Genomic DNA, 26,322 nt, shown 5'->3' with positions numbered 1-26,322 from the left:
TATTATTTTAATCCTTTTATCCAGGAAGAAATATCATCAAACACCCGATCCGGAATCACCCCGGCTTTCATATACTCTGCTGGGGTACATTTTCCTTCGCCCGAATGGAATATATGGTTTAAAGAGGAATAACTGTAAAATGTAGCCGAATGTCCTGACAACGCTTTTTTCCAGATATTAAAATCTTCCATTGTCACCTGATAATCCCTCTCCCCCTGCAATACCAGTACTGGTACAGAGACCGTCTCCATTATCTTTACCGGATTATATAAGCTCATGTCTGCCGCATAAGACTCCGGTATCCCGGCCGGCAATCCCACCGAAGGATCATAACCGGACATACCTATCTTATCCATATTTTCGGATTGAAGAATCAACTGTTCGACCCTGGCATCCCCATTTCCGCCGTGCAGCGTATCCAAAGAGGATATATAACGTAATTGTTCGGCCATCAACGTTCCCATTTTTCGGGCAGGAGCAGCCAGTAAAATAATTCCGGCAAGTTTTCCGTCACGATCCGCAATACGCGGTGCCATCATTCCCCCCAGGCTATGTCCTAATACAAAAATCCTTCGTTCATCTACCCGGGGCAACGTACGTGCATAATTTATGGAAGAAAGCGCATCGTCCGTCACTTCATAATCCAGCGTAACCGTGTCATTCTTATCCGGAGTATAAACTTTCGTCCTCTTGTCATACCTCAATACGGCAATACCACGTGCGGTTAATGCTTCTGACAACTCCCTGAACGGAGTATTCGGCCCTATTGTCTCATCCCTGTCATTAGGCCCCGAACCGTGCACAAGAATCACAAGAGGAAGAGCCGAACCGGTTTCGGGCATCGATAAGGTACCTGGCAAGGAGTATCTGCCACTTTTTATTATCACTTCTTTTTCCCCCTTGCCATATGTTGCAGTATGAAACTCCGGAACAGGAACAAAACGCAAAGTATTTGCCAGGCCGTCATTGTCAAAGACGAGCAATAAACGAATCTGCATATCTCCCATTCTTATATCGCTATACCACATATTACCGGGCCAGGAAACAAATCCGGTATGGCCTTTATACTCTCCCATCCCCCGTTGCAATTCCATAAAACAAGATGAAAGGAATTCCGGTGTTATCATAGATTGCGCTTTTTCGTCAAGCATCTCGTAAACTTGCTGCCCCTCTCCGTTCCTTAAATGTTCAAACAAGGTCTCAGCCTTGATCTTCTCACTCTGGGAGAACATCGTAAAAGCTATACTTAAAAAAACGGCTAATATACTTATTCTTTTCATTCTATTAAGATCTAACGATAACACAAATAACCTATTAAAGAACGGCACAGGAAATCACCCCCTAAAATAGCAATAGCATAACATAGTCCCAGCTTATACCCTTTCAGGTTGCAGGATATCCTGAAAGCCTGATACATCCATATCAATACCCATATCAGGAACAGCATTCCTATAAGGGAAAGCCACATCCCTTTTATAAAATCGGGAGATTGCAGCAATTGCTGCGGAACCATCGTATCGACAGGTAATTGCAGAAATCTTTTCAAAGGAGGCAACAAATAAAAAGCGGACATCAGAATAAACGGCAACTGGGCAAAAGCCGTTGTTCCCAAAACATCTACCGGACGAATACGGGATTTAGAAAAGATAAGCCCGAATATATAAAACAAAACGGCCGGAATGATCCATACCACCAGATGCTCTATGGCAAAACACCACCAGGCAGGATTGGGCGCCGGCCCGAAATGAAGAAGACCATGATAATGTATATCGGCCATAACAGATAATAAAGTTGCTATAATCATTCCGGCAATACCCCATAAAAGAGACCGGTAGCCGGCTACACGCTCAAAAGGATTGAACAGTTGTTTCAGATTTAGTTTCATAGTTCTTCGATTTTGTTTAATTTATCTATTATATCATCCAGCAGGTTACGGACAGTAGGATAACTTACTCCCATATTTTTTGCCATATCTTTGAGACTCCCGCTCGCTTTGACAAAAGACAAAATAAAAGACTGCTCTTTCCCGGTCAACCTTGCCAGAACAGGCAAATCAAATGCGCCGCAAACTTCCGTTCCACATTCATCACAGAACATACGTCCTACTTTCAAAACATGGTCACAAGAAGGACATTGTAACGGTAAACGTTTTTTAATTTTATCCATTTCAATAATTTTACTGAGACAAATATAAACATAAAATCAATAATATAAAATAATAAATCAATTTTATTCATTTGTAAATAAGTAAAATTAAAAAAACAATAAAACTAATATTGCCAAATCTCTCCTACCGTACAGACAGATTCAGCGACCATTTGAACTAATTATTAGGAAGTAGCATTCAGGAAATGTCAAAAAAAATCAAACGGCTATTTTATCGCCATCCGATCAAATACAGAAAAATTATAAACGACTACTTTTTTATTTGGAAGAAAATATCCAGGCGTCAGAAAAGCGAGAACCCGATTTCAGTAACCGTGACAAATAACGGCTTGCCTCGTCAAAATTTGAAAAATCAGCCAGATATAAACGAACCTTACCTTTGCCTTCATAAATATGAATATCATCGGTCACCCCCATTCGCCGAAAATTTTCCAGCTGGAGCTCCGCTGCCTGCCTGTTCACCAAGGATGCTATGACGATATAGTAGGAAGATTTATTTTTCTCTGAAACGGCTGTTACCGATATATTCTCTTCGGCCTCATGTTTATCCCCGGAGAATACCGCAGACAATTCGGCATCTGTATCGGGCAATTCTGCAATTGCGCTATTTACATCTTCACGATCACCGCTAAGCTCTGCCGCCAGCAGGCTGGCATAATCAGCTTTTGTATCGAAAGTATCTACCGGTGTGGAAATCATTAATAAAAGAATGAACATAGCCGCGATAGCCGTAGCATATCGCACGAAACGCCTGTTTACCGGAATATATACGACGTCGGCCTGTCTACCTTCGCCGGTCGCAATATTTTCCTGTTTTTCCGGGCTTTGTAATACAGGTATATCCGAAAGTTTTTTCAATGTCAACGGTTGCAGGCCGAACATATCTCCCAGGACGGCAGACTGTTCCTCCGGTACGAACAATACGGCACCTTCCTCGTTCCGGGAAAAAACTCCGACTCCTTGTAAGCAACAGTTCCCTTTTTTCTCCAGCTCCGTCTTCAACAAGCTCACATCTTCTTCTACCATCGCACAAGCCTGTTCATAAGAAACGACACATGCCTTCATGTAAGATTGAGGCAATAGTCCGTCGTTGTGTGACAAAGCCGTATTGAAACAAATCGTCTTTACCGGAGACATGCATCTGCGCATATCTTCAGAAAAGAAAGCCGATTCATATTGTACGACGAATCCTCCCAGTCCGGGCACTGTCACACAATCATGAACAGTCAGCAAATAACCGATATGTTCCGCAATCCGATTCATATCACAAAAGTAAAGTTTTTTTTTCTCTTACCCAAATTAAAAAACAGGAAACACTCTCGTTTTTATCACAAACTATTCTTTCAGCATATTCTCGGCACTCTGCCGGTCATAGCCCATTTTTACAGCGGTCTCCAAGTCTTTTCGGGCAGCAGCATCTTCAAAACGGGCCTTTTTGATCATAGCTCTCAGCACATAAGGCAACGGATCGTCCTTATCCAGTTCCATCGCTTTAGCCACGTCATGGTCGGCCTTGCTCAACTGAGAAGCTTTAATATAAGCTTCCGCACGTCCTTCATATAATGAAGCCATACCGGGATTCATTTTAATAACCTGACTGTATAAATCAATAGCCTCCGGATAATAATGACGGTATTTTAATAGCATAGCCAAGCCTATGCGGGCATCGGAACTGGCCGGATTCAATTTTAAAATTTGCTCGAAATCCCTCCGGCAAGCAGCCGTATCTTTTTTCTCCAGACGTATAAGACCTCTCCTGTACAGCGCATCCTCATCTTTATCATCCAGTAATACAACCTGATTATAATCATCCAAGGCCCGGTCGAGACTGTCCATCTCTGCATATAAAGCGGCTCTGTTACGATATAAAGTAACCGAACGGGGAGTCATCAGAAGCCCGTTCGTATAACTTTGCAATGCTTCCTGATATTTTCCGGCATAACGCTGCACCGTTCCCAAATTAGACAGTAACAATGAATTTTGCGCATTCGCCGGTTCCGAACGTAATGCATTCAGCAAAGCCTCCTCTGCCTTACTCCATTCACGGGCTTTAATATATTTGTCAGCCTCGTCCACCCATTCCATATAAGTCCGGGCAAAAGAGAAAAAAGGTAATACCAGAAACAATATTACAGGTATCAGCAATCGCTTCATATTTTTAATTTGCTATTTGAGTAAAGAACAAAGATAAATGAAAAAGGATATACTATTATCATTAAAACTTTATTTAAAATGTTTTTATAAAATATTCCGTTTTCACCCGTATTTAATATTCAGGCGTAAAACCATAATACAAAAAATTCTATTATTTTTGCATACGGAATCCTTATATATAAAATGTTTTACCATAAAATAGTTTATTGTATTTTCATTTTTTCACTCGCGCTCCTGGGACAATCCTGTGAAAACGGTTCCGGTACATTTGTTCCGGCTACAAACCGTACCATACTCGTATACATGCTGGAGAACAATAATCCGGGAAGGTATGCACACCAGAATATAAGCGATATGATGTCCGCTATTTCCGAAAGAAAATTAAACGAAGGAAAAACGGTCACATACCTCATCGATAACGAAGCATCGTCACAACTCAAACATCAGGCTCGGGATACACAAGGCCACGCAATAAAGAAGATGTTAAAAACTTACATATACTTTAAATCCGCTAACCGGGAATATTTATCGTCAGTCATAACAGATGTGAAAGAATCATTATCTTCCCGGGAATACGGGCTTATCCTGTGGAAGCATGCTACGGGCCAGGAATCCAATGCGCCCCGGACAACAACAGAATCACCTGTAAAACAAATAAATAACAGAGTATTTCCACGTCCGGTCGGCCCGACAAGCAGCAACGAATCGCAAAACAATTACATAAAATTTACCGACGTAGTTTCGGCCATTCCGGACACGGCTTTCTCATTTATCATATCGGGCAGGATATCCGGCGACTGTCCCATGGCAATAAACCGTCAAGGCGGATTAAGCATCCATATACCCGGCACGGGAGATTACTCTTTGGAGGATTTCCGCACGGCACTCAATTGGTATAAAAAGACCTGTCCCGCAAAGAATACCACAGAATATATTAATAACCTAAAAAACAAATGAATTATGACCCAAGGTGATTTAACGTCGGCCCTAACGGCCGGATTAGGAACCAAAGAGGCAGCAACGGCAGTTGCCGACACGACAAAGACACACACATTTTACGACATGCTATCGTCCGCATCCGATATGTCTTTCCAGCAATTATTGGAACAAAGCATCAGCGGACTCATCCACCTGTCCATCAAAATAGCGATTGCTTGCATTATCTTTTTTGTAGGTAAATGGATATTAAAAAAACTCTACAATCTGCTATACACCATCCTTGTCAAACGTAACGTAGAACCTTCCCTTCGTTCTTTCCTGCTAAGTCTTACGCGCATAACGCTCACCCTGATACTCATAGTCATTATAATCGGAGTATTAGGTATAAACACGACTTCGTTCGTTGCATTATTCGCCTCCGCCGGTATCGCAATAGGTATGGCTTTGAGCGGAACGTTGCAGAACTTCGCCGGGGGAGTTATGATATTATTATTCAAACCCTACCGGGTAGGCGACTATATCGTGGCACAGGGATATGAAGGAACAGTTAAGGAAATACAGATATTCAACACTATTCTCAACACTCCGGACAATAAAACCATTATTATCCCTAACGGCGGACTTTCAACAGGCTCCATCAACAACTTTTCCAAAGAAGCGACCCGGCGGCTGGAATGGAAATACGGCATAGCTTATGGAGACAGTTTCGATACGGCCAAAGCGGTTCTTACGAAAATGCTCCAAGAAGATGCGCGCATATTAAAAACGCCGGCTTTTTCTATCAATCTGTCCAGCCTCGACGACAGTGCCGTCACACTGGTAGTGAGAGCCTGGGTGAAATCGGGCGATTACTGGAACGTATTCTTCGACATGAATGAGAAAGTATATAAAGAGTTCGGGCAACACGGGCTGAACTTTCCGTTCCCTCAAATGGACGTACATCTGGACCATACAAACAATTGACAGACACAGATATCGCAAAGACCGGGGGCTCTTTTTTGAAAAAGAGCCCCCGGTCTTATTTAAAAAAAATGACACGATTTCAGAATTTAACAGAAAAAAACTCGTTCTTTTAAGTGGGTTTTTATAACTTTACGCCAATAATAGAGGGAATATCGGTGCTGCCTGTAAATAAAAACATCCGCCGGTTCCCGTCCATTCCTTATACCCCTGTCTGTCAGGAACAATTTCTTCCCGACAAGAACAGGAGATTTCCATACTCCACGTGACAGCAGGAGTTTTCCTGAAGGAGACTGATAAAGAAAAAATAAAAAACATATAAATGATAAGTAAATGGAATTACTTACCCCTTACAACAGACGAACAACAGATAAAACAGACTTTAGCAAAAGAGTTGGCTATAAGTCCGGCTATATGTGAGCTTCTTGTACAGCGAGGGGTTACTTCTGCAGCGGAAGCTAAGAAGTTCTTCTATCCCCAGCTATCCGATCTTCATGACCCGTTCATGATGAGAGATATGGATAAAGCTGTAGCCCGGCTGAATAAAGCCATGGGGGGCAAAGAAAAAATATTAATTTACGGCGACTATGATGTTGACGGGACAACAGCGGTAGCCTTAGTGTATAAATTTTTAAGGAATTTTTATTCCAACCTCGAATATTATATCCCCGACCGTTATGACGAGGGATATGGCATTTCGACGAAGAGTATAGACTATGCCGAAGAAAGCGGAGTTACGCTCATTATCGCTCTCGACTGCGGTATAAAAGCAGTGGAGAAAGTAGCTTACGCCAAAAGCAAAAATATAGACTTCATCATCTGCGACCATCACATGCCCGACGACGAACTTCCTTGCGCTGCAGCAGTCCTCGATCCTAAACTGGAAGAAGATACCTATCCTTTCAAACATTTGTCGGGTTGCGGTGTGGGATACAAATTCATGCAAGGTTTTTCGATAAATAACAATATCAACATAAAAAAATACCTGGAACCCCTGCTCGACCTCGTTACAGTCAGCATAGCCTCCGATATAGTACCCATCACCGGGGAAAACAGGATACTGGCCTACCAGGGACTAAAAAGAATTAATTCCAATCCCAGTTTCGGACTACAAGGAATCATCAATATCTGCGGGCTCGGCAACAAGGAAATAACCATCAGCGATATTGTGTTTAAAATAGGTCCCCGCATCAATGCTTCGGGACGCATGCAGTCGGGTATCGAAGCCGTAGACCTGCTGGTCGCCAAAGACTATGCTACGGCCTGTGAAAAAAGCCGCAGCATCAACCAGTACAATGAAGACAGGAAAGAACTGGACAAACGGATCACCGAGGAAGCTAACTCCATTCTGGAGAACAGCAGTTCGTTCGGATCCCGCAAATCAATAGTTATCTACAACAAGGGATGGCACAAAGGTATTATCGGCATCGTAGCGTCACGGCTCACCGAGCTGTATTACAGGCCTGCCGTCGTATTGACCTTATCCAACGGTCTTGCCACAGGTTCGGCCCGTTCGGTACAAGGATTCGACATCTACAAAGCCGTAGAGTCGTGCCGGGATCTGCTGGAAAACTTCGGAGGACACACCTATGCCGCCGGGCTCTCCCTGAAAGAAGAGAATATAGAGGAATTCCGCCGGCGTTTTGAAGCTCATGTCACCGAGAACATTCTTCCGGCGCAGATGAAGCCCCAGGTAGAGATCGATACATTTCTCGACTTCAACGAAATAACTCCCGAATTTTTCAGGCAGTTAAAACAAATGAATCCTTTCGGTCCCGGAAACCTAAAACCGGTCTTTTGCACCCGGCAGGTGTACGACTACGGGACAAGCCGTCTCGTAGGGCGGAAGCTGGAACACATAAAACTGGAACTGGTAGACAGTAAAAGCGAAAACATTATGAACGGCATTGCATTCAACATGCACGAACATTTCGATTATATCAAAGCCCACAAACCGTTCGATATATGTTATACGATAGAAGAGAATAATCATAACGGAAATACCTATATGCAACTGTTCATCAAGGAAATAAAAATATCGGAACGATAAAAAGAACATTCTTTCCCAAATAAACGGTAATGGCTATCTGCAAAAACAGATAGCCATTATATGTTTTATAACATATATTTCTCCCATCTTATGCCCTCATGTCTCAATTTATTTATACCTTTGCCCCGACAGTAAAAAACAAAAGTCGTATGCAAGAACTGATCCGGGATATACTCAAACAATATTGGGGCTACGACGAATTCCGCCCGCTACAGGAAGATATCATCCTCTCCGTATTACAAGGTAAAGACACGCTCGGTCTTATGCCTACCGGAGGAGGAAAATCCATTACCTTCCAGGTTCCCGCCCTGGCGGTCGAGGGTATAGCACTGGTCATTACCCCTCTTATAGCACTGATGAAAGACCAGGTGGATAATCTGCGTAAAAGAGGGATCAAAGCCGCGTACATACATTCGGGCATTACCCGGCGCGAAATGATCGTTACGCTCGAGAACTGCATCTACGGCCGTTTTAAATTCCTGTACATATCGCCCGAAAGATTATCCACAAGCCTGTTCCGGCAAAAGCTGAAAGAACTGCCCGTCTCCTTTATCGTCGTGGACGAGGCACATTGCATCTCGCAATGGGGATACGACTTCCGCCCCTCCTATCTGCAGATCGCAAGCATACGAGAACAGCTTCCCGGGATTCCGGTACTCGCGCTCACGGCAACCGCCACACCCGAAGTCGTAAAAGAGATACAAGACAAATTATTATTCCGTAAAGAAAACGTTTACAAAAAAAGTTTCCGGCGTTCCAACCTCATCTACGTAGTGCGTAAAGGAGAAAATAAAATACAGGAGTTGCTGCGGGTACTCCACCGGGTTCCCGGAAGCGCTATCGTGTACGTCCGGAGCAGAAAAAAAACAAAAGAAATAGCCGGAGAACTCATCCGTAACGGAATAAATGCAGATTATTACCACGCCGGACTTTCCATCGAAGACAAAAACCTGAAACAACAGCGATGGACTTGTAACGACTGCCGGGTAATCGTCGCGACGAATGCTTTCGGGATGGGTATCGACAAAGCAGACGTAAAGACGGTGATACATTTCGACCTCCCCAATTCGCCCGAAGAATATTACCAGGAAGCCGGACGTGCCGGCAGGAACGGAGAAAAATCTTATGCCGTCATTCTCTATTCCAAAAGCGACAAGGCCAGTCTGAAACGCCGGCTCAGCGACCTGTTCCCGGAAAAAGAATTTATCCTGCGCATATATGAAGCGGCGGGAAATTTCCTAAACGTAGCTATAGGATACGGCAAAGACGAATTATACGAATTTAACCTCAATACGTTCTGCAAAACATTCAAGTTCCCGGTCCTGCAAACGTTCAATGCACTCAAAATACTTACACAAGCCGGATATATAGAATTTGTAGAAGAAGAGGACACCCTTTCCCGCGTAATGATGCAGATGAAAAAGGACGAATTATATTCACTGCCGAAAGAAGATCCTGTAGCCGACTGCATCCTCCAGTGCCTGCTGCGCTCCTACACAGGGCTGTTTGCCGACTATGTATTTATAAACGAAGAATTGCTCCGGCAAAGGACAAATCTCACACAACAGGAAATATACGAAGGGCTCATCAGGCTGAACCGCCTGCACGTACTCCACTACATTCCCCGTAAAAGAACACCCTTCATATTATATACCGCCGGGCGGGAAGAACCGCGGCATCTTATTATACCGAAAAAAGTTTATGAAGAAAGAAAAGAAAGATTTGAACACCGCATAAACAGCATGTTACAATATGTGGCCGAAGACGAACGATGCCGGGGAAACATGCTGCTGCAGTATTTCGGAGAAAAGACAGGAGAAGAGTGCGGAAACTGCGATATATGTATATCCCGCCGTTCCGAAGAACTGTCATCCGCCCGTTTCGGACGCATAGAATCGGATATCCGACGCATTTTAAACCAAGGCCCCTGCGAAAGAGCCCGCTTAATAGAAATACTGCCCTATCCACGGGAGCAAGTTATCGAGACTTTACGGTTTCTTTGCGATGAAGAATACATAAACTGTGAAGCCGGACATACATATAAGATCAACTCATAACTCAAAATGAAATTACTTAAAGGCATTACTTATATTCTCCTGTTCTATTTCCTGGGAGAAATCGTAAGTCACTTCACCGGAAAAATCATTCCCGGAAACGTCTGCGGGATGATACTCCTCTTCCTCGCCCTAACAGCCAGAATCATAAAACCCGAGGACGTAAAAACGACAGCAAATATCCTGACCCGCAATATGGCCCTCTTTTTCGTACCCGCCGGCGTGGGACTGATGGCCGAATACAATATCATCGCCCGGAACTGGGCTGCGCTGCTAGTCGTTTCCATAGTTACTACCATACTGGTAATGATCGTAGTAGGATACGTTCAGGAAAAAGTAGAAGTACGTACCCGCAGACATCTGCATATAGGTAAACCATTCAAATAAAAAACAGTAATTATGGACACAGTATTTACATCGGCACCGTTCATGCTATTCCTGGTAATGGCCAGCTACCTTATAGGTTCGAAGCTCTATCGCAAAACAGGCATAGCCCTGCTCCACCCGCTTATCGTAAGTATAGCTATCATCATATTCGTTCTGAAAATTCTCGGCATCAACTACGAAACCTTCCGGCAAGGAAGCGAATTCATCAACTTCCTGCTGGGCCCTTCCGTCGTCGCACTGGGCTACACCCTGTACGACCAGATAGAACAGATCAAAGGAAAAGTAATCTCCGTCCTGTCCGCTATCACTGTAGGAGGTATCGTAGGCATCGTAAGCGTCATACTTATCTGCCAGGGCATGGGAGTAGAAGACCGTATAACCTCTTCCCTGCAACCCAAGTCGGTAACCATCCCCATTGCCATTACCCTGTCGGAACATTCCAACGGCATCCCGGCATTGACCGCTATCATCGTATTCCTGTGCGGATTATTTGGCGGCATTATCGGACCATTCGTTCTCGACAAATGCCACATACGTAGCAAGGTGGCGCGCGGGCTGGCAATAGGAGCAGCAGCACACGGGCTGGGAACTGCCCGGGCGATAGAGCTCGGAGCCATAGAAGGAGCCGTAAGCGGACTGGCAATAGGACTTATGGGTGTCGCCACTTCTCTGTTGATCCCTGTTATAGAACAGTTTCTACGGTAAATGCCCAGCAAATCTCCTTCGAGATTGAATTATATTACGAAAAAATTACTCAAAAACTTGCAGGAACCAGCCATAACACCTATCTTTGCAACGCTTTTCGGTAAAACAAAAGCAATACAGGATGATTCGCTAGCTCAGCTGGTAGAGCACAACACTTTTAATGTTGGGGTCCTGGGTTCGAGCCCCAGGCGGATCACAGAAAACAAGAAAAGAAATTAACAAAACCCTGATAATGCTTTATTATCAGGGTTTATTTTTTCTAACAGGTAACAAAAATACGCTTCCGGCCATATTTTACAGAACTGAATTATGGGACTTTTATTTCTACGATTTTTAGTCCCATAAATTTAATTCCTAATTACTACCTTAAAGAATTCCATACGAAGCTATTTTTCAATAATTATTTTATGTGTTGTTAGTCCTAATGATGTTCTAATTTTCAAAAAATACATACCGTCATTAAAACCAAACAAATCCAATCTATTCTCCGTAAAATTCATGTAATTTTTCAACAGTTTACCTGTAACATCATATATACTTATTGTTTTTACTTGCGAAACACCGTCCGAAGTTATAATATTTACAATACCTGATGTCGGATTAGGATACAACCTTACTTTATCGTAATATACGGTTTCAGCCTCATTTATCAAAAATGTTGGCAAAGTTTCCACCTGACTATCTTCAACTATAACTGCTGATCGAAGAGTATTGTTTGGACATACGCTTTTATCAATTCGCATATATACCGAACCCTGATCCTGAGGAATAATACTGACACTATTTCTAATAATAATTGTATTTCCCGCAATAAATTCTACAGCATCAGTCGGCCTATAATCCATATCCTGGAACATTATCATATCCGCGGCTCTTGTAGGATTATTTATATTTTGAGTATTCCTATTATACACAAAATTTTCCATACACATTTCCTGAATTTTAAAACTATTGATAACAGGATAATTATTTTCCGTCGTTATCCACAATTGGCTATAATAATTGTCAGGTTTAAAGATAATACTTACTTCAGCATATCTGTAATCTTTATCATCATTATAATAAGAACAACCTTTAGGACTTTCCAAATCTTTAATATAACCTATATAAAATGTATCGTCTATTTGAGGCATAGTCGATACAGGAGACTCCCAAGTGTATCCGTCATATCTGTATGATGGCTCAGCATTGTAATGATATTCTTTCTTAACGGCTGTATTTTTCAGCCCATTTGCCAATCTCAAATGAACCGGTCCCCTCCTGTCATTAGGAATAAAATAACCCGTATACATCCAATAGTTAAAAGATAACTTATACATTTTATCAGGAGAAAACCTCATATTATTTTCTTCGAAAAAAATACCTCCGTCTAACGAAGAGCGCCTATTCGTATAATAAACAATATTACGGCAACGGTAAAAAGGAGTATAAAAACTTTTCCCCGTAACATTTTTATACATACCGTGAGAAAGTTTTATATCGTCCGCATCGAATATGTTCTCTCCCGAAAAAAAAGAATTAGTATTATTAACAGGCAAAACACCTACATCCCCGCACTCACAATCTCCTATAGCAGATATATGATCAAGATTCCCGCCAATACCACACGGAGGACAAACACCTCCACAATCTATATCCGTTTCATCTTGATTTTGAATGCCGTCGTTACAAGTTTCCGGAGGATCTATTACAATTATTTTGCATGGAGGACAATCTCCTCCACAATCTATACCTGTCTCGTTACCATCTTGTTTACCATTAAAACAATGTGAATGAGTCGACATTTCATATCTCTCTATATTAAATACAGCACGCATGCGTTCTACCTGACCCTTCGTGAACATATTCAGGCAAGCATCGTCAGAATAATCCATATAGTTCATAAACATGATTCCAGGACTTGACATTGTACAACAATCAGTCAAAGGAAACGAAGGACACCCCCCTGTCGCAACAGATTGGTTAGGGGTATCATCAACTTCGTCACTTCCATCGCAATGGCATCCGACATATCCGTCATCGCCCCAAATATGTCGCAAATTGAGCCAATGACCAATTTCGTGGGTTGCCGTACGTCCTTTATTATATGGAGCGACTGCACTCCCATCCCGGCCAAAAGCTTTATAATTTATCACCACCCCATCTGTATTCGGAGAAGTATAAAAATCACTTGGGAACTGGGCATAACCCAATAATTCTTCATCGGCTCCATTATATCTTGTCCATATATTACAAACCCATATATTTAAGAACCTCCTGGTATTCCAGGCATTATGACCACCCTGGGCATAAAACTTCACTCCATCATCGTCCTGATAAAATTTATTGACTGCTGTGACAGTTCGCGTAATACCGGTAGTCGATTGTCCATACGGGTCTACCTCTGCCAGCTTAAAAGTAATATTCGCATTTCCGGCAATACCCTCAAATGCTTTCGGCGTATTTGCCTTGTCTGAATTCAAACGGCTGTAATCTTCATTAAGTACCTGAATTTGCGAATAAACTTGCTCATCACTAATGTTTTGAACACTATTATTATAAACAATATGTACTACAACCGGAATAATAATCGGAGACTGCTCACTACTACGAGACATAACCGACTCACTAACAGATTTTTGTATTCGTTTCTCTAAAGACATAATTCTTTGATAACGGGCTGTATCTATTTGCTGAAGTTCTGTCAGATTCAATTCTGAGCCACATCTTACCTGTCCATATACCTGCATACAGAACAACAACACGATTGCCAATAAAAATTTTCTTTTCATTATTAGTTCCTTTTTATTGTTTTAATTTCACAATACTAAATAAAGTAGTTTTCAAATTCGTTAAAACAATTCGATGACAAAGATCGCAAGAGAGCCTCTTTGCATATTTTATATTAAATATCTATTAAGGTATTATACTTACAAATATAATACAAATAATCTTATAATATTATTTAAAATATTTTTTAATTATTCCGATATTAAATCCACACTTTTATCGTTCTTAAATTTCTACATGTTATAAATTTGCTAAAACATACATAAAATCAGCAAGTTAATTAATACAATATATAGAAGTTAAATTTACATAGATTTTAACGATGTAAAAAAACCATAGTAGCTACCTATAGGTAGTGTACACAGAGCAAAAAACAAGCATTATCAAGATTCTGCTTTATTATCAGGGTTTATTTTTTCTAACAGGTAACAAAAATACGCTTCCGGTCATATTTTACAGAACTGAATTATGGGACTTTTTATAACCGTCCGCCTGCAGTGTAACGGATAATAAGCATAATAAGAACCCGAAAACCGGATAGCGAGCTTAATAAATAAAATACAGCCATACACATAGATTATAACCCGCCACCCTACAAAACATATAAGTATGTAGTCAGCCTGTTATTCGGAATATGAAGATTTGAGTTGGATAAAGCAGAATATTTACACCGAAGTCTTTTTCAACTTGGTAAATGATAACATCTATAAATCAAAAGTCATAAAAGATATAGATAGCAATACAGGGCAACTCCTGAAAACTGATACAAAGTTTTATGCTATTCATATCAGCCCATCGGAAAAGAAATTAGAGCAAAGGGTAACCCAAAACAAGAATAAGCCATCGCCATAAAACGCTATATTCGAGAGGTATTTATTCCTAAATATGCTAAGAACTTTAATAAAGAGCTATTTGCTTCGGATATAAAGTTCTATGTTTAAATTCATTTTGACCGTAGTCGTTCAGATAACAAACTGAATATGCACTGTCATTTGATCGTAAGCCGAAAAGATCAAGCAAATAAAAAGAAGTTGTCACCACTTACCAATCATAAGAACACCAAGAATGGAATAATAAAAGGTGGCTTTGATCGTGTGAACCTATTTCAACAGGTAGAACAAGGATTTGATAGAATATTCAAATATAGTCGACAACAAACTGAATCATTTGATTATCAAAATACAATGAAAAATAGGTCTATAATTGAGCAGCTTAAAGTACAAAAGAAAAATATCCAATCTAATAAGAGGAAAAATAGAAATAGAATTTTAGACATAATTGTTATACTACCGCCAAACAACAAAAAAATATTTTCCGCTTATTCATCTTTCGGTAAAAAAAATGAACGTATACTATCAATTTCTCCTATACTATCAAAAGCAAGTTACTTAGCCAACCACAAAGAACAAAACCCCAAATCAGAAAAGTAAAACGCAAAAAGTTGCAATGAGCTATAAATCAACACATAAGTAAATTTACATACTTTACATTTGGGCAAATGCTACTATACAATCTAACATGTTAAAATCTTTAAGATATTATAGTCTATCCATCAAAGAACCAATATTTTTTCTATTTTTGCAGAAGAAAATAAAATGGCATGGGAAAATCGTTAAATCAATTTCTGTCTCGGTTAAGTATCGGAGAAGCCGTTTCCTTCAAAAATGAAAAAGGGACGTATTCTTCTACCATACATTTTGATCTACAGAATAAGTTAGATTTAATCAACCCTGATGCAATATTCATCTATAATAATCAACCATTAATATTATTTTTTGACCTATCTGATAACGTTGATATAAAAAGAGAAGAAGACATTCATAAGAAGGTCTGGTCTTTTGATTACTCACCTATAGCCTTTGTTATTAAAAATCAAGAAATAAAAGTATATAATGCGCTCAACTATATAAAAGATAAGGGACGTTTAGAAGAATTGAATCTAACAAACGAAGAAATTGTTAATAAATTTTCATTTTGGAATATTCAAAGTACTGAAATTTGGACGTGGTTTCAAAAAGAATATATTGATCATTACAGACGGAAAGGAACAAAAAAACGTGTTAATGAACGCCTTTTTCAGAATATAAAAGATGTAAGAAATGCATTAATTGATAAAGAAAATGATCCAGAAGGTAGTATTCCAAATTCCCTCATTCTTAGGTTGATTTTTATTAGATATCTTATTGATAGAAATATAAATATTGATCCTGAATATATAGAAGGAAATGATATATATTCAAGAAGATACAGTTTTAGTAATTTAATCCAAGAGCAAAATAAGTTATGCGAATTATTTATTAAATTGAATGATAGATTTAATGGTGTTTTGTTCAAAGACGTTGATATTAAATTAACACACGAACAAGCATTAGCATTATCAGGCATATTTAAAGGAGAGATACCAGAAAAAGGATCTTTGTTTTATGGAAGTGATTTCTACTTTGAAATATTTGATTTCTCCATAATCCCAGTAGAAGTCATTTCTGGAATTTATGAATCACTGATTGACCCTGAAACAAGAGATCTACAGTCCGCAGTATATACACCTTCATTTTTAGTGGAATATATACTTAATGATACTATTGATATATATATATATCAAAAAAACACATCTGAATGTAAAATATTTGAAGTTGCGGTTGGTTCTGGTATTTTTTTAGTTCAATCTTTAAGAAGAATGATTGAAAAAGAAATAGAACTATATGGTAACTATGATAAAAAGAAATTTAGTGAACGAATTAGGAATATAGCTAAGAATAATCTATTCGGTATTGATATTAACAAAGAAGCTTTAAAAGTTACATGTTTCTCTATATATATTGCTTTGCTAGATTATCAAGAGCCTAAGGATATCAATATATATAAATTTCCTAATTTGTTAAATGAAAACTTGTTTCATGCAAATTTTTTTGATACAACTCATGTGTTTAATCAAGTTATTAATCAAATAAGACCTCATTATATACTAGGAAACCCACCTTGGAAAAGTAATAAAGATAGTTTTCATGTCGAATGGCTAAAATCAAATAAAAAAATCGTAGGACGATTTGAGATAGCACAATCTTTTTTATTGCGAACAAAAGATTTCATGGATCTCGACACAAAGGTAGCACTAATCGTTACGAGCACTATTTTTTACAATGTTTCTAAAACTACGAGGCAATTTAAAAAAGAGTTTCTCACTACATATAATATCAGCAAGTTCTTTGATCTATCACCTGTAAGACGTCTAATCTTCGAAGAAAAAGACAGTCCAGCTAGTATTGTATACTATCAATTATCGCAAAATGATGATTATTTGAAGAATGTCATAATCCACCAATCCGTTAAAATTAACTACTTTTTGAAGTATTTCAAAATGATACTCATTGAGAAATATGATCAAAAAAGCATCTGTCAACGATATTTTCTTGAATATGATTGGATGTTTAAGGTGGCTTTATATGGTAATATTTTAGATTTTAATTTACTTAAAAAGATACAAAATAACAAGAAAAAAATAATCGACTACATAGATAATAAAATCATTTTTGGAGGTGCAGGTATACTCAAAGGCACAAAAGACAAATATAAACCTTTTGCACCTCTTCTAAATAAACCAATTATTGAAAATTCAGATGTAAAAAGATTTTTTTCATATTCCAAAAATCCATCTAACAAAATAGAGAATGACGATATTTATATTAAAAGTGGAAGAATTAAAGGCTTATATGAAGGAAAGCAGATTCTAATAAAAGAACAAACTAAAAATGAATCAGAGATAGTTATCTCATTGGTAGACAATGAATATGTATTTAGAAAAGGGGTTTTTGCTATTAGTAGCTCATATTCTCAAGACACAATTAAAAAGTTATATACATATCTTATTACGGATTTGTATCAATACTATATCTATATGATCTCTGGTTCATGGGGAACTTCTACAAGACCTCAAATTAGATGGAAAGAAGAGTTTTTATTATTCCCTATAGTTGATTCTAACGAAAAGGAATCAATATTTCTTTCAAGTTGCATAGAAAAGCTCATTAAACAATTCAAAACAGAAGATACAGAGTTTATGCAATTAGATCCCAAGATTAATTGTGAAGTTTTAGATACAATAAATGATACTATAAATAGTATATATCAAATAAATGAATATGAAAAGGATCTTATTGACTATGTTTTAAAAATATCAAGATACCAGTTTCAAGATAGTAAACAACACTTGATTACAAACTTTACATTTAACAATAAATCTGATTATAGATATCAAAAAGCAGTTCTTGAGAAATATGCAGAGGTATATATTCAAGAATTTCAGAAAATATACTTGGATGAGAATATTCAAGTTGAGATTTATCCTCTGCGACATTTCATTGCAATGAATTTTATCTTTTCGTCAAAAGAAGTGACAAATAAAATCATTTATCCCAAAGACAAGCTAAACGAAATAGAAGTCCTTGAAAAAATAGGTAATTTGAGTATATCACAAATCACAAATACTACAGATAAAACTAAGAATTTGTTTATCCAAAAAGACATAAAAGGATTTGAGCAGAACTCGTTTTACATAATTAAGCCAAACGAATATAAATGTTGGCATCGAGCTATGGCATGGTATGATGTTGCGGAGTTTAAAGCAGAAATTGAAAACGCAGAATTGAACCAGTTAAAAAAGTAATTAAATGAGTGAGGCTTCAATATTTGCATTTAACCGTAAACAGTCTATTACAGACAATAGAATAAAAAATATATTTTGGTATATTGGAGAATGTTATATATTGCTTCGTAATGATAAAGCGCAATACTCCAAAACATATGTAAAAGAACATACAACAATTCACTTTGAGGATTTTCTTCGGTTTAGATTTGTTGAAGACTACCTAACCAAAAACAAAGATATTTTAAAGGCAAGAACATCTGAACTAGACGAAATCAATTTTACATCAGAAACTCAGAAAGAGTATATAGATCAAATTGATTATAAACAAAAACCTGACAAAATTGATATATTTATTAATAAGTTAGGGTTAGCTCAAACTTGGGGAGAATGTGAAGATAAAATATATTTCGCGATTGAATGTAAAAGAATCAACAACATATCAGATACAAATCATTATATTAGAGATCTAATTAAATTCACAAATAGAAGTTACATTGAACTCAGACTACCCTTTGAAGGACAATTGGGTTTTATAGAGTCTAGTTCTTTATCTGACCAACAAATAGTTGAAGATATAAATAATAAACTTGAACGTTCAAGTTGTATTACAACGGAACAATTATTAAAATCGTGCCCAATCAACCCAAACATTTCAACTACTTATAAATCTATACATAAACGAAATTCAAATAAAAAAGAAGTATTTTCCATATATCATATTTTTCTAGATTACTCCAATATAGTAACCAACTAAAAAAACTTTTTTGTTTTTTGATAAATCATAAAATAATGATATATCTTTGTCCCAGTATTCTCCATGAGCAAACTACTGCAAAGGCAAGTAGCAAATTAGTGGGATAATTCATGGATATGTTTGGAGCTAAAAATATAGAGTTTTAAATATAAACATAATAACTCTCTTAAGAGAATCCCAGGCGAGTGATTTAATTAAAAATAAAAGTGTCCCTGCGATATATTGCATGGGGCGTTTTTATTTCGATCCGGGATAAAAAAACCGAAAAGAAATGTCCCCCGCCCTGTATATATATATATTTCCTTTCCACGAAAGATGTGATTATACAACAGATAACAGGCGTTATAAGGAGATCAAAAACATACAAGGTGTACCGGATGGAAGTTTTGTATGGTTGTAAACAATATATCCGGACTGCGGTTATTTTCCCATTTCCCTATACGATTCTATCTGTGCTTTACATATCTGTTCGGTGACGTCGCGCAATCGTTCTACTTTGGGCAGCAATGCATCTATATCTTCCTTGGTTACCACGAATTTAAGATTGTAACGTGCTTCGACATAAGCGAGCCGGAGTAGTTCGAACAGCCGTTTTTCTTCTTGTGGTTTCCGGGGAAAGATTTTCTTTAGTTCGTCCGAATATTTATGCGTTGCTCCCAACAGTTTCGACAGGTTGTGTTGTTTACTGTTCTTTAAAGTATGAACCAAACGTAAAGTATAGAAAAGATTTTCACACGCCTGATGTAAAAAAAATGAAGTCAGTTTATAGTCCATATCTTTATATGCATATATCGCATGTTTGATAAAACTATTTGCGTAATCAAATTTTTCATCGAAATATTCCTGCGCCTGTCGTCTGATCTCTTCGAAGTCCAGCTTCCGGGCACGTTCCAACTGATAATTTTTACTGTCGTATAACATGATTCCCTGTTTCTTTATCTCGGTATAGAAATAACGTCCTTCGGACAAATCGGAATTAAGTTTCTCTATATCGTCGTTAATGAATTGGATAGGAACCTGGTGATCGGGACGTTTGTAATATTTCATATCCACCGCATCGAGCATCCGTCCTACTTCCTTTGCATCGCTCTCACTCGTTACGACCAATATGTCGTAATCGCTCATAAAAGAGGTAGGTATCCCGAACTCGATCCTTTCGTCAAATTCTACTTGTGTACCGCGCGCATAGCTTCCGTAAAGAATTATCATTTCGCAACGTGGCACATTTTCCAGGATCAGGCCAACGATCTGCTCCAGATCGAGCCGGGCGTATTCGGGGAGTTTGGACAAGGATGTTTTCATGAATGGTTCCGGTTTATTCGTTATACTCCGGTAAAGATACATGTTTTTTCTTTTCCTTATTCCCTTTCCAGATTCTTTATTCTCTGTTTTGTCAGGTGCGACGGTGGTGCAACCGCTTATAACGGCCGGCAATCCATCCGCTCAGTTGCCACCACCGAAGGGTCAGCAACGAGGGTTCGCCATACCGGTACACATTGGTTATATTCCATACGCTGCCTCCGGCAGCGAAATAGAACACGTGTCCGGTACGCAACATCAAGTGCAGACCGTCCGGGGTTTCCAGCAAACGGACTACCGCACCGAAAGGAATCTCCCGTCTGTAAAGGGGACAGGCATATATCAGCCAGAGCAGATACTGACTATCGCTCCATTTTTCAGGAAACAGTATTCCTTCACCGGTCAGCCTCAGCCCGTATTGCCGAAGGTAAGGACGCATCCGGTCGCAGACTTCGAACCTCGAGGGAGAAGGTTCTTTCCCAAGAAAAGACAGCATCAGTTTTCGTTTCAGGACATTCATAATGATAAAGATTTAAGTGAATATACGGTGTCTTTCTTTTTATCAGGCACCAGCCGCTCGATAACGGAGTTTTACCGTATTTGTCACCAGATCTCCCGGATATGAATGTTATTTCCGATGCGGGGCAGAGTCCCCCCGGGAAAAAGAAAAAAATAATGTTTTACTTCATGTTCTTTACGTCTATCGATTGTGCCTGTTGTTTCCAGGGCAGACGAGTTAAAAATAAGGAAGCGTGGAAACAATTGTTATTACTCGCCCCTTAGGTATCGCCAGACACCCCTCAGATTAATAATAAACAACCGTTCCACGCCCTTTATGTAATGTTCATAGAACACCCATAGACGTGGAAACGTTTTGTTGCTTATTCCTATCTGAGTTTTAAAACTGGCGATTTTAAGGGACAAGAATAAAAACTAACGCTTCACAAAAGGCCGCGTATTTCTCCTCGCGACACAATACAAATATACGAAGGTTTTACGATTCCGCCAAAGTATTTGCCCGATTACAAAAAAACTTTTTACATTTATCTACAACGTAAACCAAGAACAGGAATAACCAAAACCTGTTATATATCTTTAATCCTGTAATATGGATTATAAAAACCGTAATCCGGATAAACACATATTTCCGAAAGTCGTTTAACTTTGTACCTGTCCTCACCGGAGGCAAACCGGAAGGGAAAAATACAGCCGATAACATTCATACCGACCGATGCCGATATGCCGGAAGGCTGTACGCTATGGCTGCGCCATAAAACGAAAGAGAAAGAAAAATGAAAATATTCAAGAAAAAACGTACGCACATGTATATATGGATCGCATTGCTCACACTATCCGCCATCGTGCTGGCCGGATATTTATTTCTCAACTCCCCCCGTTTCGGGAGACTGCCCCGGGACGAGAGGCTCGAAAGGATAAAACAATCTCCTCATTATAAAAACGGAGAATTCAAAAACCTGCATCATACCGTTATGATGACGTCGGACAAGGGACGGCTGCAAACCATGTGGGACTTCCTCTTCCGCAAGACCGAAGGAGTGCGCCCGGAGAAACCTCTCCCTGTTATCAAAACGAATCTCAAAGAGATAAGCCGGGATAAGGATATGCTAATCTGGTTCGGACACTCGTCTTATCTGATACAGACAGACGGAAAGCGTATCCTGGTCGACCCGGTATTCCGTACGGCTTCGCCGGTATCGTTCGTCAACCGTCCTTTCAAAGGAACCGATGTATATAAGCCGGAAGACATGCCCGATATCGATTATCTGGTAATTACCCATGACCACTGGGACCACCTGGACTACCGAACGGTTACGGAACTGAAAGACCGCGTAAATAAAGTGATCTGCGGGCTGGGCGTAGGGGAACACCTCGAATACTGGGGATTTAAAAAAGGACAAATTATCGAGCTGGACTGGTTCGAGAATGCACCAGCCGACAAAGGCTTCACCGTCCATTGCCTGCCTTCCCGGCATTTCTCAGGCCGCGGCCTGTCTCCCAACCGTACCTTGTGGGCTTCATTCCTGATAGAAACTCCGTCGCAAAAAATATATATCGGGGGAGACGGCGGATATGATACGCATTACAAAGAGATAGGGGAAAAATTTCCCGGCATAGACCTGGCTATTCTCGAGAACGGACAATATGACGAAGGCTGGAAATATATACACCTGATGCCCGAATATCTCCCACAAGCAGCCAGAAACCTGAAAGCGAAAAAAATCATTACGGTTCACCACTCCAAATACGCACTGGCGAAACACCGGTGGGACGAACCTCTGGAGAATGAAAAAAGAGCCATAGAAAAAGACTCCCTGAACCTGACCGTTCCCCGGATAGGAGAAGTGGTAAGTTTAAAAGAGCCGTTACCGGAAAAATGAAAACTGTCTTCGCCGGCACCCGCCGACAGGCAGCCTATTACGATAAAACACAAATTTCATATAATATAATAAGGAATGCCGTACGGCATTCTTTTTTTATACATATACGAAACAATGCGCCCTACTCCATCCATATTTCCGCAGACCTATCGTACTCATTTCACAACCATATACGGGCAAGTAAACAGGAAACAAAAACAGTAAACGACATACAGGCAAAGAGCTTCCATATTTATCTAAATAGTATAATTGCCATTATTTTATTAACACATTGAAAATAAAAACAGCCATCGGGCAACTATTTTACATAAAAATTTGTATTTATATATTTTATTTCTTTCCTTTGTTAAAAGTCGCACTCTCTAAATCAAGAAATAATGAACAGAACGATCTATATCCTTTTCCTATTCATAGGTATAGTATTTCATACCTATGCCCAAACCGACCTGTCGGATCCGGCCAGTGTAAGAATCTCCGGCAGCAAGGAGGGTTATTATATTACAACGGACAATAAAGTAGTATCGGGTATAAAAATCATGCTGCAGAATAATGTACTCAGATCCCAGGCCCTGATCATTCCCCACCAGATAAACCATGACTCCCAGACATTTTATCCCGACGAAATCATCGAATACGGATATATCAACGGAATCAAATACATAAGCGCCTCGATACGCATTAAAGACAAAGAGAAAAAAATATTCCTGGAAGAGATATTTAAAGATAAGGACTTCACCTTATATTGTTACGCAGATGAAGAAAAAGACTTTTTCTATATACAGGAGGGCGACACTCCCTTGCAACCTGTCAATGCCGACGGAGAGAACTACCGGCAACTCCTGAGGGAGAAAGCGAAAGACTGTCCGGAAATAAAGAGAATAGACAAACAAAAAATGAAAGTGGAGCGGTATTCCCTCATAAAAATGTACAATGCTTATACCAAATGCAACACTCATCTTTTCCCGCGGTTCCGTATCGGTGTGACGGTGGGTGCGGGACTGAACAAACCCAAATACAAAAACGTGGATTACTCGTACGACGTATCCGCCAGTTTTTCAGCCGGTATATTCATGCAAATCCCGCTGGATGACAAATTCAGTTTCCACCCCGAAATAAACTATCTTTATACAGATAATAAGAACGGAAAAAACGATTACATTTTAGACAAAAAACAAAGAGACAGGTTCACATACGAGTATGAAAGGCAATCGATACAGGTTCCTTTAATGTTCCGGTGTTCCTTTAATTTTATGACGGGGAAATTCATCCCTTACGTAGAACTGGGTCCTTCCCTGGATGTCTGGTTATCGGGACAGGAAACTCCTTATGTCGACGGGGAATATAAAGGAACGAGAGGATACAGAAAAAAAGATGTATGTGTCTTCCTGTACGGCGGTTCGCTGGGCGGCGGAGTAGAATATAAAATGACGCCCAGCCACTCTCTTTACCTGGGCTTCCGGTGCAATTTCACTACGGGAGTGAGGGCCGATGAAAAAAGAGAGAACCTTCATACTTATATGCTGAATCTAAGTGCGAATTTCTAAACGCCATTCGCCTTCCGGACCATATAAGCCGGAGCCGCCGGTCATAGCTCTCGGCGGCTCCGGCTCTTTTCATTATACCGGTGAAAAAACGAAAAGAAATCTTATTCAAAAATATCCCCAAAAAATTGTTTATTTATGTACATTTATATAGCTTTGTTTCTGTAATTTATTCTTTAAACGAGACGTATTTAACAATGCGGTTGTTACTCTTGTTTTATGCACAATAAGCGGGAAAAATCATCACATCAAATTGTTTTTATACTTTTCCCCATATAGAATAAATGGGATACGTTTGAACACACATAACCGAATACATGATATAAATGATACGTCCAGCAGATTATATACACCCCGAAGACGAAGCCGCCTTACGGAATATGCAGGCGCTTCCGGGTTTCGCCGCCGCGATGAAACTGTTTATGCGCTATTATGACGAACAAGTTACTCACGGCCTGAATATGGCTAATAAAATAAGGCTTTCGGAAACCCAGCTACCGCACATTTACCATAAACTGCCTCCGATATGCCGGAAACTTACGATAGAAGAACCGGAATTCTATCTGGAGATGAACCCGGTTCCCAATGCTTATGCTATGGGAGATACGCGCACGATGATTTCGGTAACATCGGGATTGCTGGAATACCTTACCGAGGAAGAGGTTTCCTCGGTGATTGCCCACGAATGCGGACATATAGCCTGCCGGCACATGTTATATTACACACTGGCACAGATGCTGTTCCAGAATATAAACAAACTGGGTCTGCTGGGTAAAGCCGTCATTCCAGTCTACTGGGCCCTGATGTACTGGAGCCGTCGCAGCGAACTGTCGGCCGACAGGGCCGCCGCCGTCGCGTTGTGCGATGCCGATAAAGTCGTTGCTTTCCAGATAAGGCTGGCAGGAGGTCCACTCTCTATTACCAAGGATGTAAATGTGGAAGAATTTGTAAAACAAGCCGATTATTACGATTCGTTACAAAAAAATACCTGGGACAACCTGTTGCAAAATTATGCCATTCTGGACTCCAGTCATCCGTTCACCGCCATTCGCGTGAGGGAAATACTCAAATGGAGCAAAACAGAATCGTACCGGCAAATCATAAAAACCATGCAATTGCAGGAAAGAGGACTTATCTGCCCGCATTGTAATAAGGAAACAGAAGAATCATGGATATACTGCAAGCATTGCGGACGTAAAATTAAATAACACAACATAAACCCTATCCCCTTATGCTATTCGATAAGAACGGAATGTTTCGCATAGACGAACTGGTTGCCACGCAACCCACATTCAAAAAAATAATGGAAGACCGCATCGTAACCGACGAAGAACTGGAAGAGCAGACCCGGCTGGTAATATCGTTACTGAAACACATCGAAAAGAACTTTCCTCCGGAGCAACTTGCCGAGGTGGAAAAACTGCTTGCCGAGATGAGCGTACTACACGCCATTTACCAATATAAAGAAATACAGGATCTATATCATAAACGATAAACAGC

The 26,322-nt window shown here is 39.6% G+C and carries 20 protein-coding genes, 1 tRNA gene and 1 pseudogene; 14 read left to right on the top strand and 8 right to left on the bottom strand.

The genetic code is table 11. The features are described from left to right. Positions 1-2: 2 nt before the first annotated feature. The 5 genes from OCV73_RS02320 to OCV73_RS02300 form a co-directional block, all read right to left on the bottom strand. Positions 3-1,280, bottom strand: a complete 1,278-nt coding sequence (locus tag OCV73_RS02320; protein WP_147548654.1) for an alpha/beta fold hydrolase — start codon at positions 1,278-1,280, stop codon at positions 3-5. Positions 1,281-1,291: 11 nt separating this feature from the next. After that, the gene (locus tag OCV73_RS02315) at positions 1,292-1,885 is read right to left on the bottom strand and encodes a YIP1 family protein (RefSeq protein ID WP_147548652.1); all 594 of its coding nucleotides are present in this window, start codon (positions 1,883-1,885) and stop codon (positions 1,292-1,294) included. Further along, positions 1,882-2,166 carry a DUF2089 family protein gene (locus tag OCV73_RS02310; RefSeq protein ID WP_147548650.1) on the bottom strand — a complete coding sequence of 95 codons (285 nt, stop codon included), beginning with the start codon at positions 2,164-2,166 and terminating at the stop codon, positions 1,882-1,884. Before OCV73_RS02310 ends, OCV73_RS02315 begins: the two co-directional genes overlap by 4 nt. Before the next feature lie 258 nt (positions 2,167-2,424). Then, the gene (locus tag OCV73_RS02305) at positions 2,425-3,429 is read right to left on the bottom strand and encodes an HU domain-containing protein (RefSeq protein ID WP_147548648.1); all 1,005 of its coding nucleotides are present in this window, start codon (positions 3,427-3,429) and stop codon (positions 2,425-2,427) included. A 72-nt stretch (positions 3,430-3,501) separates the two neighbouring features. Then, the gene (locus tag OCV73_RS02300; RefSeq protein ID WP_147548646.1) at positions 3,502-4,320 is read right to left on the bottom strand and encodes a tetratricopeptide repeat protein; all 819 of its coding nucleotides are present in this window, start codon (positions 4,318-4,320) and stop codon (positions 3,502-3,504) included. A gap of 183 nt (positions 4,321-4,503) precedes the next feature. Between OCV73_RS02300 and OCV73_RS02295 the strand changes: the two genes are divergently transcribed. The 7 genes from OCV73_RS02295 (at position 4,504) to OCV73_RS02265 (ending at position 11,611) form a co-directional block, all read left to right on the top strand. After that, positions 4,504-5,277, top strand: a complete 774-nt coding sequence (locus OCV73_RS02295; RefSeq protein ID WP_147548645.1) for a clostripain-related cysteine peptidase — start codon at positions 4,504-4,506, stop codon at positions 5,275-5,277. A 3-nt stretch (positions 5,278-5,280) separates the two neighbouring features. Continuing rightward, on the top strand, positions 5,281-6,222 hold the full coding sequence (locus OCV73_RS02290) for a mechanosensitive ion channel family protein (protein WP_317244118.1): 942 nt from the start codon (positions 5,281-5,283) through the stop codon (positions 6,220-6,222). 319 nt (positions 6,223-6,541) lie between these two features. Beyond that, positions 6,542-8,269 carry a single-stranded-DNA-specific exonuclease RecJ gene (gene recJ / locus OCV73_RS02285; protein ID WP_147548643.1) on the top strand — a complete coding sequence of 576 codons (1,728 nt, stop codon included), beginning with the start codon at positions 6,542-6,544 and terminating at the stop codon, positions 8,267-8,269. Positions 8,270-8,418: 149 nt separating this feature from the next. Then, positions 8,419-10,326: a RecQ family ATP-dependent DNA helicase gene (locus OCV73_RS02280; RefSeq protein ID WP_147548641.1), complete on the top strand. Its 1,908-nt coding sequence runs from the start codon at positions 8,419-8,421 to the stop codon at positions 10,324-10,326. 6 nt (positions 10,327-10,332) lie between these two features. Next, positions 10,333-10,710, top strand: a complete 378-nt coding sequence (locus OCV73_RS02275; protein ID WP_147548639.1) for a CidA/LrgA family protein — start codon at positions 10,333-10,335, stop codon at positions 10,708-10,710. A gap of 12 nt (positions 10,711-10,722) precedes the next feature. Further along, positions 10,723-11,415 (top strand): LrgB family protein, encoded by a 693-nt coding sequence (locus tag OCV73_RS02270; protein WP_147548637.1) that lies wholly within the window; start codon positions 10,723-10,725, stop codon positions 11,413-11,415. 123 nt (positions 11,416-11,538) lie between these two features. After that, positions 11,539-11,611, top strand: a tRNA-Lys gene (locus OCV73_RS02265). Positions 11,612-11,801: 190 nt separating this feature from the next. Here the strand turns inward: OCV73_RS02265 and OCV73_RS14500 are convergent. Then, positions 11,802-14,186, bottom strand: coding sequence for a M43 family zinc metalloprotease (locus OCV73_RS14500; protein WP_167551190.1), 2,385 nt, complete (start codon positions 14,184-14,186; stop codon positions 11,802-11,804). A gap of 564 nt (positions 14,187-14,750) precedes the next feature. Here OCV73_RS14500 and OCV73_RS02250 point away from each other — a divergent pair. From OCV73_RS02250 to OCV73_RS02240, 3 genes and pseudogenes are all read left to right on the top strand, one after another. Then, positions 14,751-15,614: pseudogene (locus OCV73_RS02250) on the top strand (DUF5712 family protein). 170 nt (positions 15,615-15,784) lie between these two features. Next, positions 15,785-18,847, top strand: coding sequence for an Eco57I restriction-modification methylase domain-containing protein (locus tag OCV73_RS02245; RefSeq protein ID WP_147548635.1), 3,063 nt, complete (start codon positions 15,785-15,787; stop codon positions 18,845-18,847). Between the two features lie 4 nt (positions 18,848-18,851). Continuing rightward, complete coding sequence (locus tag OCV73_RS02240; protein ID WP_147548633.1) at positions 18,852-19,583, top strand: hypothetical protein; 732 nt, start codon at positions 18,852-18,854, stop codon at positions 19,581-19,583. 420 nt (positions 19,584-20,003) lie between these two features. On the opposite strand, the gene OCV73_RS02235 is transcribed toward OCV73_RS02240, so the two are convergent. Both OCV73_RS02235 and OCV73_RS02230 read right to left on the bottom strand, forming a co-directional pair. Next, a complete protein-coding gene (locus OCV73_RS02235; protein ID WP_147548631.1) occupies positions 20,004-20,885 on the bottom strand; it encodes a HEPN domain-containing protein in 882 nt (293 codons plus the stop codon). Positions 20,886-20,976: 91 nt separating this feature from the next. Beyond that, positions 20,977-21,402 (bottom strand): hypothetical protein, encoded by a 426-nt coding sequence (locus OCV73_RS02230; RefSeq protein ID WP_147548629.1) that lies wholly within the window; start codon positions 21,400-21,402, stop codon positions 20,977-20,979. Between the two features lie 772 nt (positions 21,403-22,174). Between OCV73_RS02230 and OCV73_RS02225 the strand changes: the two genes are divergently transcribed. The 4 genes from OCV73_RS02225 (at position 22,175) to OCV73_RS02210 (ending at position 26,317) form a co-directional block, all read left to right on the top strand. Beyond that, entirely contained in the window at positions 22,175-23,281 is a 1,107-nt protein-coding gene (locus tag OCV73_RS02225) for an MBL fold metallo-hydrolase (RefSeq protein WP_317244117.1), read from the top strand. 377 nt (positions 23,282-23,658) lie between these two features. After that, on the top strand, positions 23,659-24,825 hold the full coding sequence (locus tag OCV73_RS02220) for a porin family protein (RefSeq protein ID WP_147548627.1): 1,167 nt from the start codon (positions 23,659-23,661) through the stop codon (positions 24,823-24,825). Between the two features lie 323 nt (positions 24,826-25,148). Next, a complete protein-coding gene (locus OCV73_RS02215) occupies positions 25,149-26,030 on the top strand; it encodes a M48 family metallopeptidase (protein ID WP_147548625.1) in 882 nt (293 codons plus the stop codon). Positions 26,031-26,053: 23 nt separating this feature from the next. Further along, positions 26,054-26,317, top strand: coding sequence for a hypothetical protein (locus OCV73_RS02210; RefSeq protein WP_147548623.1), 264 nt, complete (start codon positions 26,054-26,056; stop codon positions 26,315-26,317). Positions 26,318-26,322: the final 5 nt, after the last annotated feature.

It is taken from the genome of Barnesiella propionica (assembly GCF_025567045.1).
GTDB classification, from domain to species: domain Bacteria; phylum Bacteroidota; class Bacteroidia; order Bacteroidales; family Barnesiellaceae; genus Barnesiella_B; species Barnesiella_B propionica.
Note: the sequence above shows the minus strand (reverse complement) of the source record. Positions and strands in the feature narration are given on the sequence as shown.

Coding starts and splice junctions, on each gene's coding strand:
- OCV73_RS02320 (WP_147548654.1), bottom strand. CDS start 1,280: ATGAAAAGAATAAGTATATTAGCCGTTTTTTTAAGTATAGCTTTTACG.
- OCV73_RS02315 (WP_147548652.1), bottom strand. CDS start 1,885: ATGAAACTAAATCTGAAACAACTGTTCAATCCTTTTGAGCGTGTAGCC.
- OCV73_RS02310 (WP_147548650.1), bottom strand. CDS start 2,166: ATGGATAAAATTAAAAAACGTTTACCGTTACAATGTCCTTCTTGTGAC.
- OCV73_RS02305 (WP_147548648.1), bottom strand. CDS start 3,429: ATGAATCGGATTGCGGAACATATCGGTTATTTGCTGACTGTTCATGAT.
- OCV73_RS02300 (WP_147548646.1), bottom strand. CDS start 4,320: ATGAAGCGATTGCTGATACCTGTAATATTGTTTCTGGTATTACCTTTT.
- OCV73_RS02295 (WP_147548645.1), top strand. CDS start 4,504: ATGTTTTACCATAAAATAGTTTATTGTATTTTCATTTTTTCACTCGCG.
- OCV73_RS02290 (WP_317244118.1), top strand. CDS start 5,281: ATGACCCAAGGTGATTTAACGTCGGCCCTAACGGCCGGATTAGGAACC.
- recJ (WP_147548643.1), top strand. CDS start 6,542: ATGATAAGTAAATGGAATTACTTACCCCTTACAACAGACGAACAACAG.
- OCV73_RS02280 (WP_147548641.1), top strand. CDS start 8,419: ATGCAAGAACTGATCCGGGATATACTCAAACAATATTGGGGCTACGAC.
- OCV73_RS02275 (WP_147548639.1), top strand. CDS start 10,333: ATGAAATTACTTAAAGGCATTACTTATATTCTCCTGTTCTATTTCCTG.
- OCV73_RS02270 (WP_147548637.1), top strand. CDS start 10,723: ATGGACACAGTATTTACATCGGCACCGTTCATGCTATTCCTGGTAATG.
- OCV73_RS14500 (WP_167551190.1), bottom strand. CDS start 14,186: ATGAAAAGAAAATTTTTATTGGCAATCGTGTTGTTGTTCTGTATGCAG.
- OCV73_RS02245 (WP_147548635.1), top strand. CDS start 15,785: ATGGGAAAATCGTTAAATCAATTTCTGTCTCGGTTAAGTATCGGAGAA.
- OCV73_RS02240 (WP_147548633.1), top strand. CDS start 18,852: ATGAGTGAGGCTTCAATATTTGCATTTAACCGTAAACAGTCTATTACA.
- OCV73_RS02235 (WP_147548631.1), bottom strand. CDS start 20,885: ATGAAAACATCCTTGTCCAAACTCCCCGAATACGCCCGGCTCGATCTG.
- OCV73_RS02230 (WP_147548629.1), bottom strand. CDS start 21,402: ATGAATGTCCTGAAACGAAAACTGATGCTGTCTTTTCTTGGGAAAGAA.
- OCV73_RS02225 (WP_317244117.1), top strand. CDS start 22,175: ATGAAAATATTCAAGAAAAAACGTACGCACATGTATATATGGATCGCA.
- OCV73_RS02220 (WP_147548627.1), top strand. CDS start 23,659: ATGAACAGAACGATCTATATCCTTTTCCTATTCATAGGTATAGTATTT.
- OCV73_RS02215 (WP_147548625.1), top strand. CDS start 25,149: ATGATACGTCCAGCAGATTATATACACCCCGAAGACGAAGCCGCCTTA.
- OCV73_RS02210 (WP_147548623.1), top strand. CDS start 26,054: ATGCTATTCGATAAGAACGGAATGTTTCGCATAGACGAACTGGTTGCC.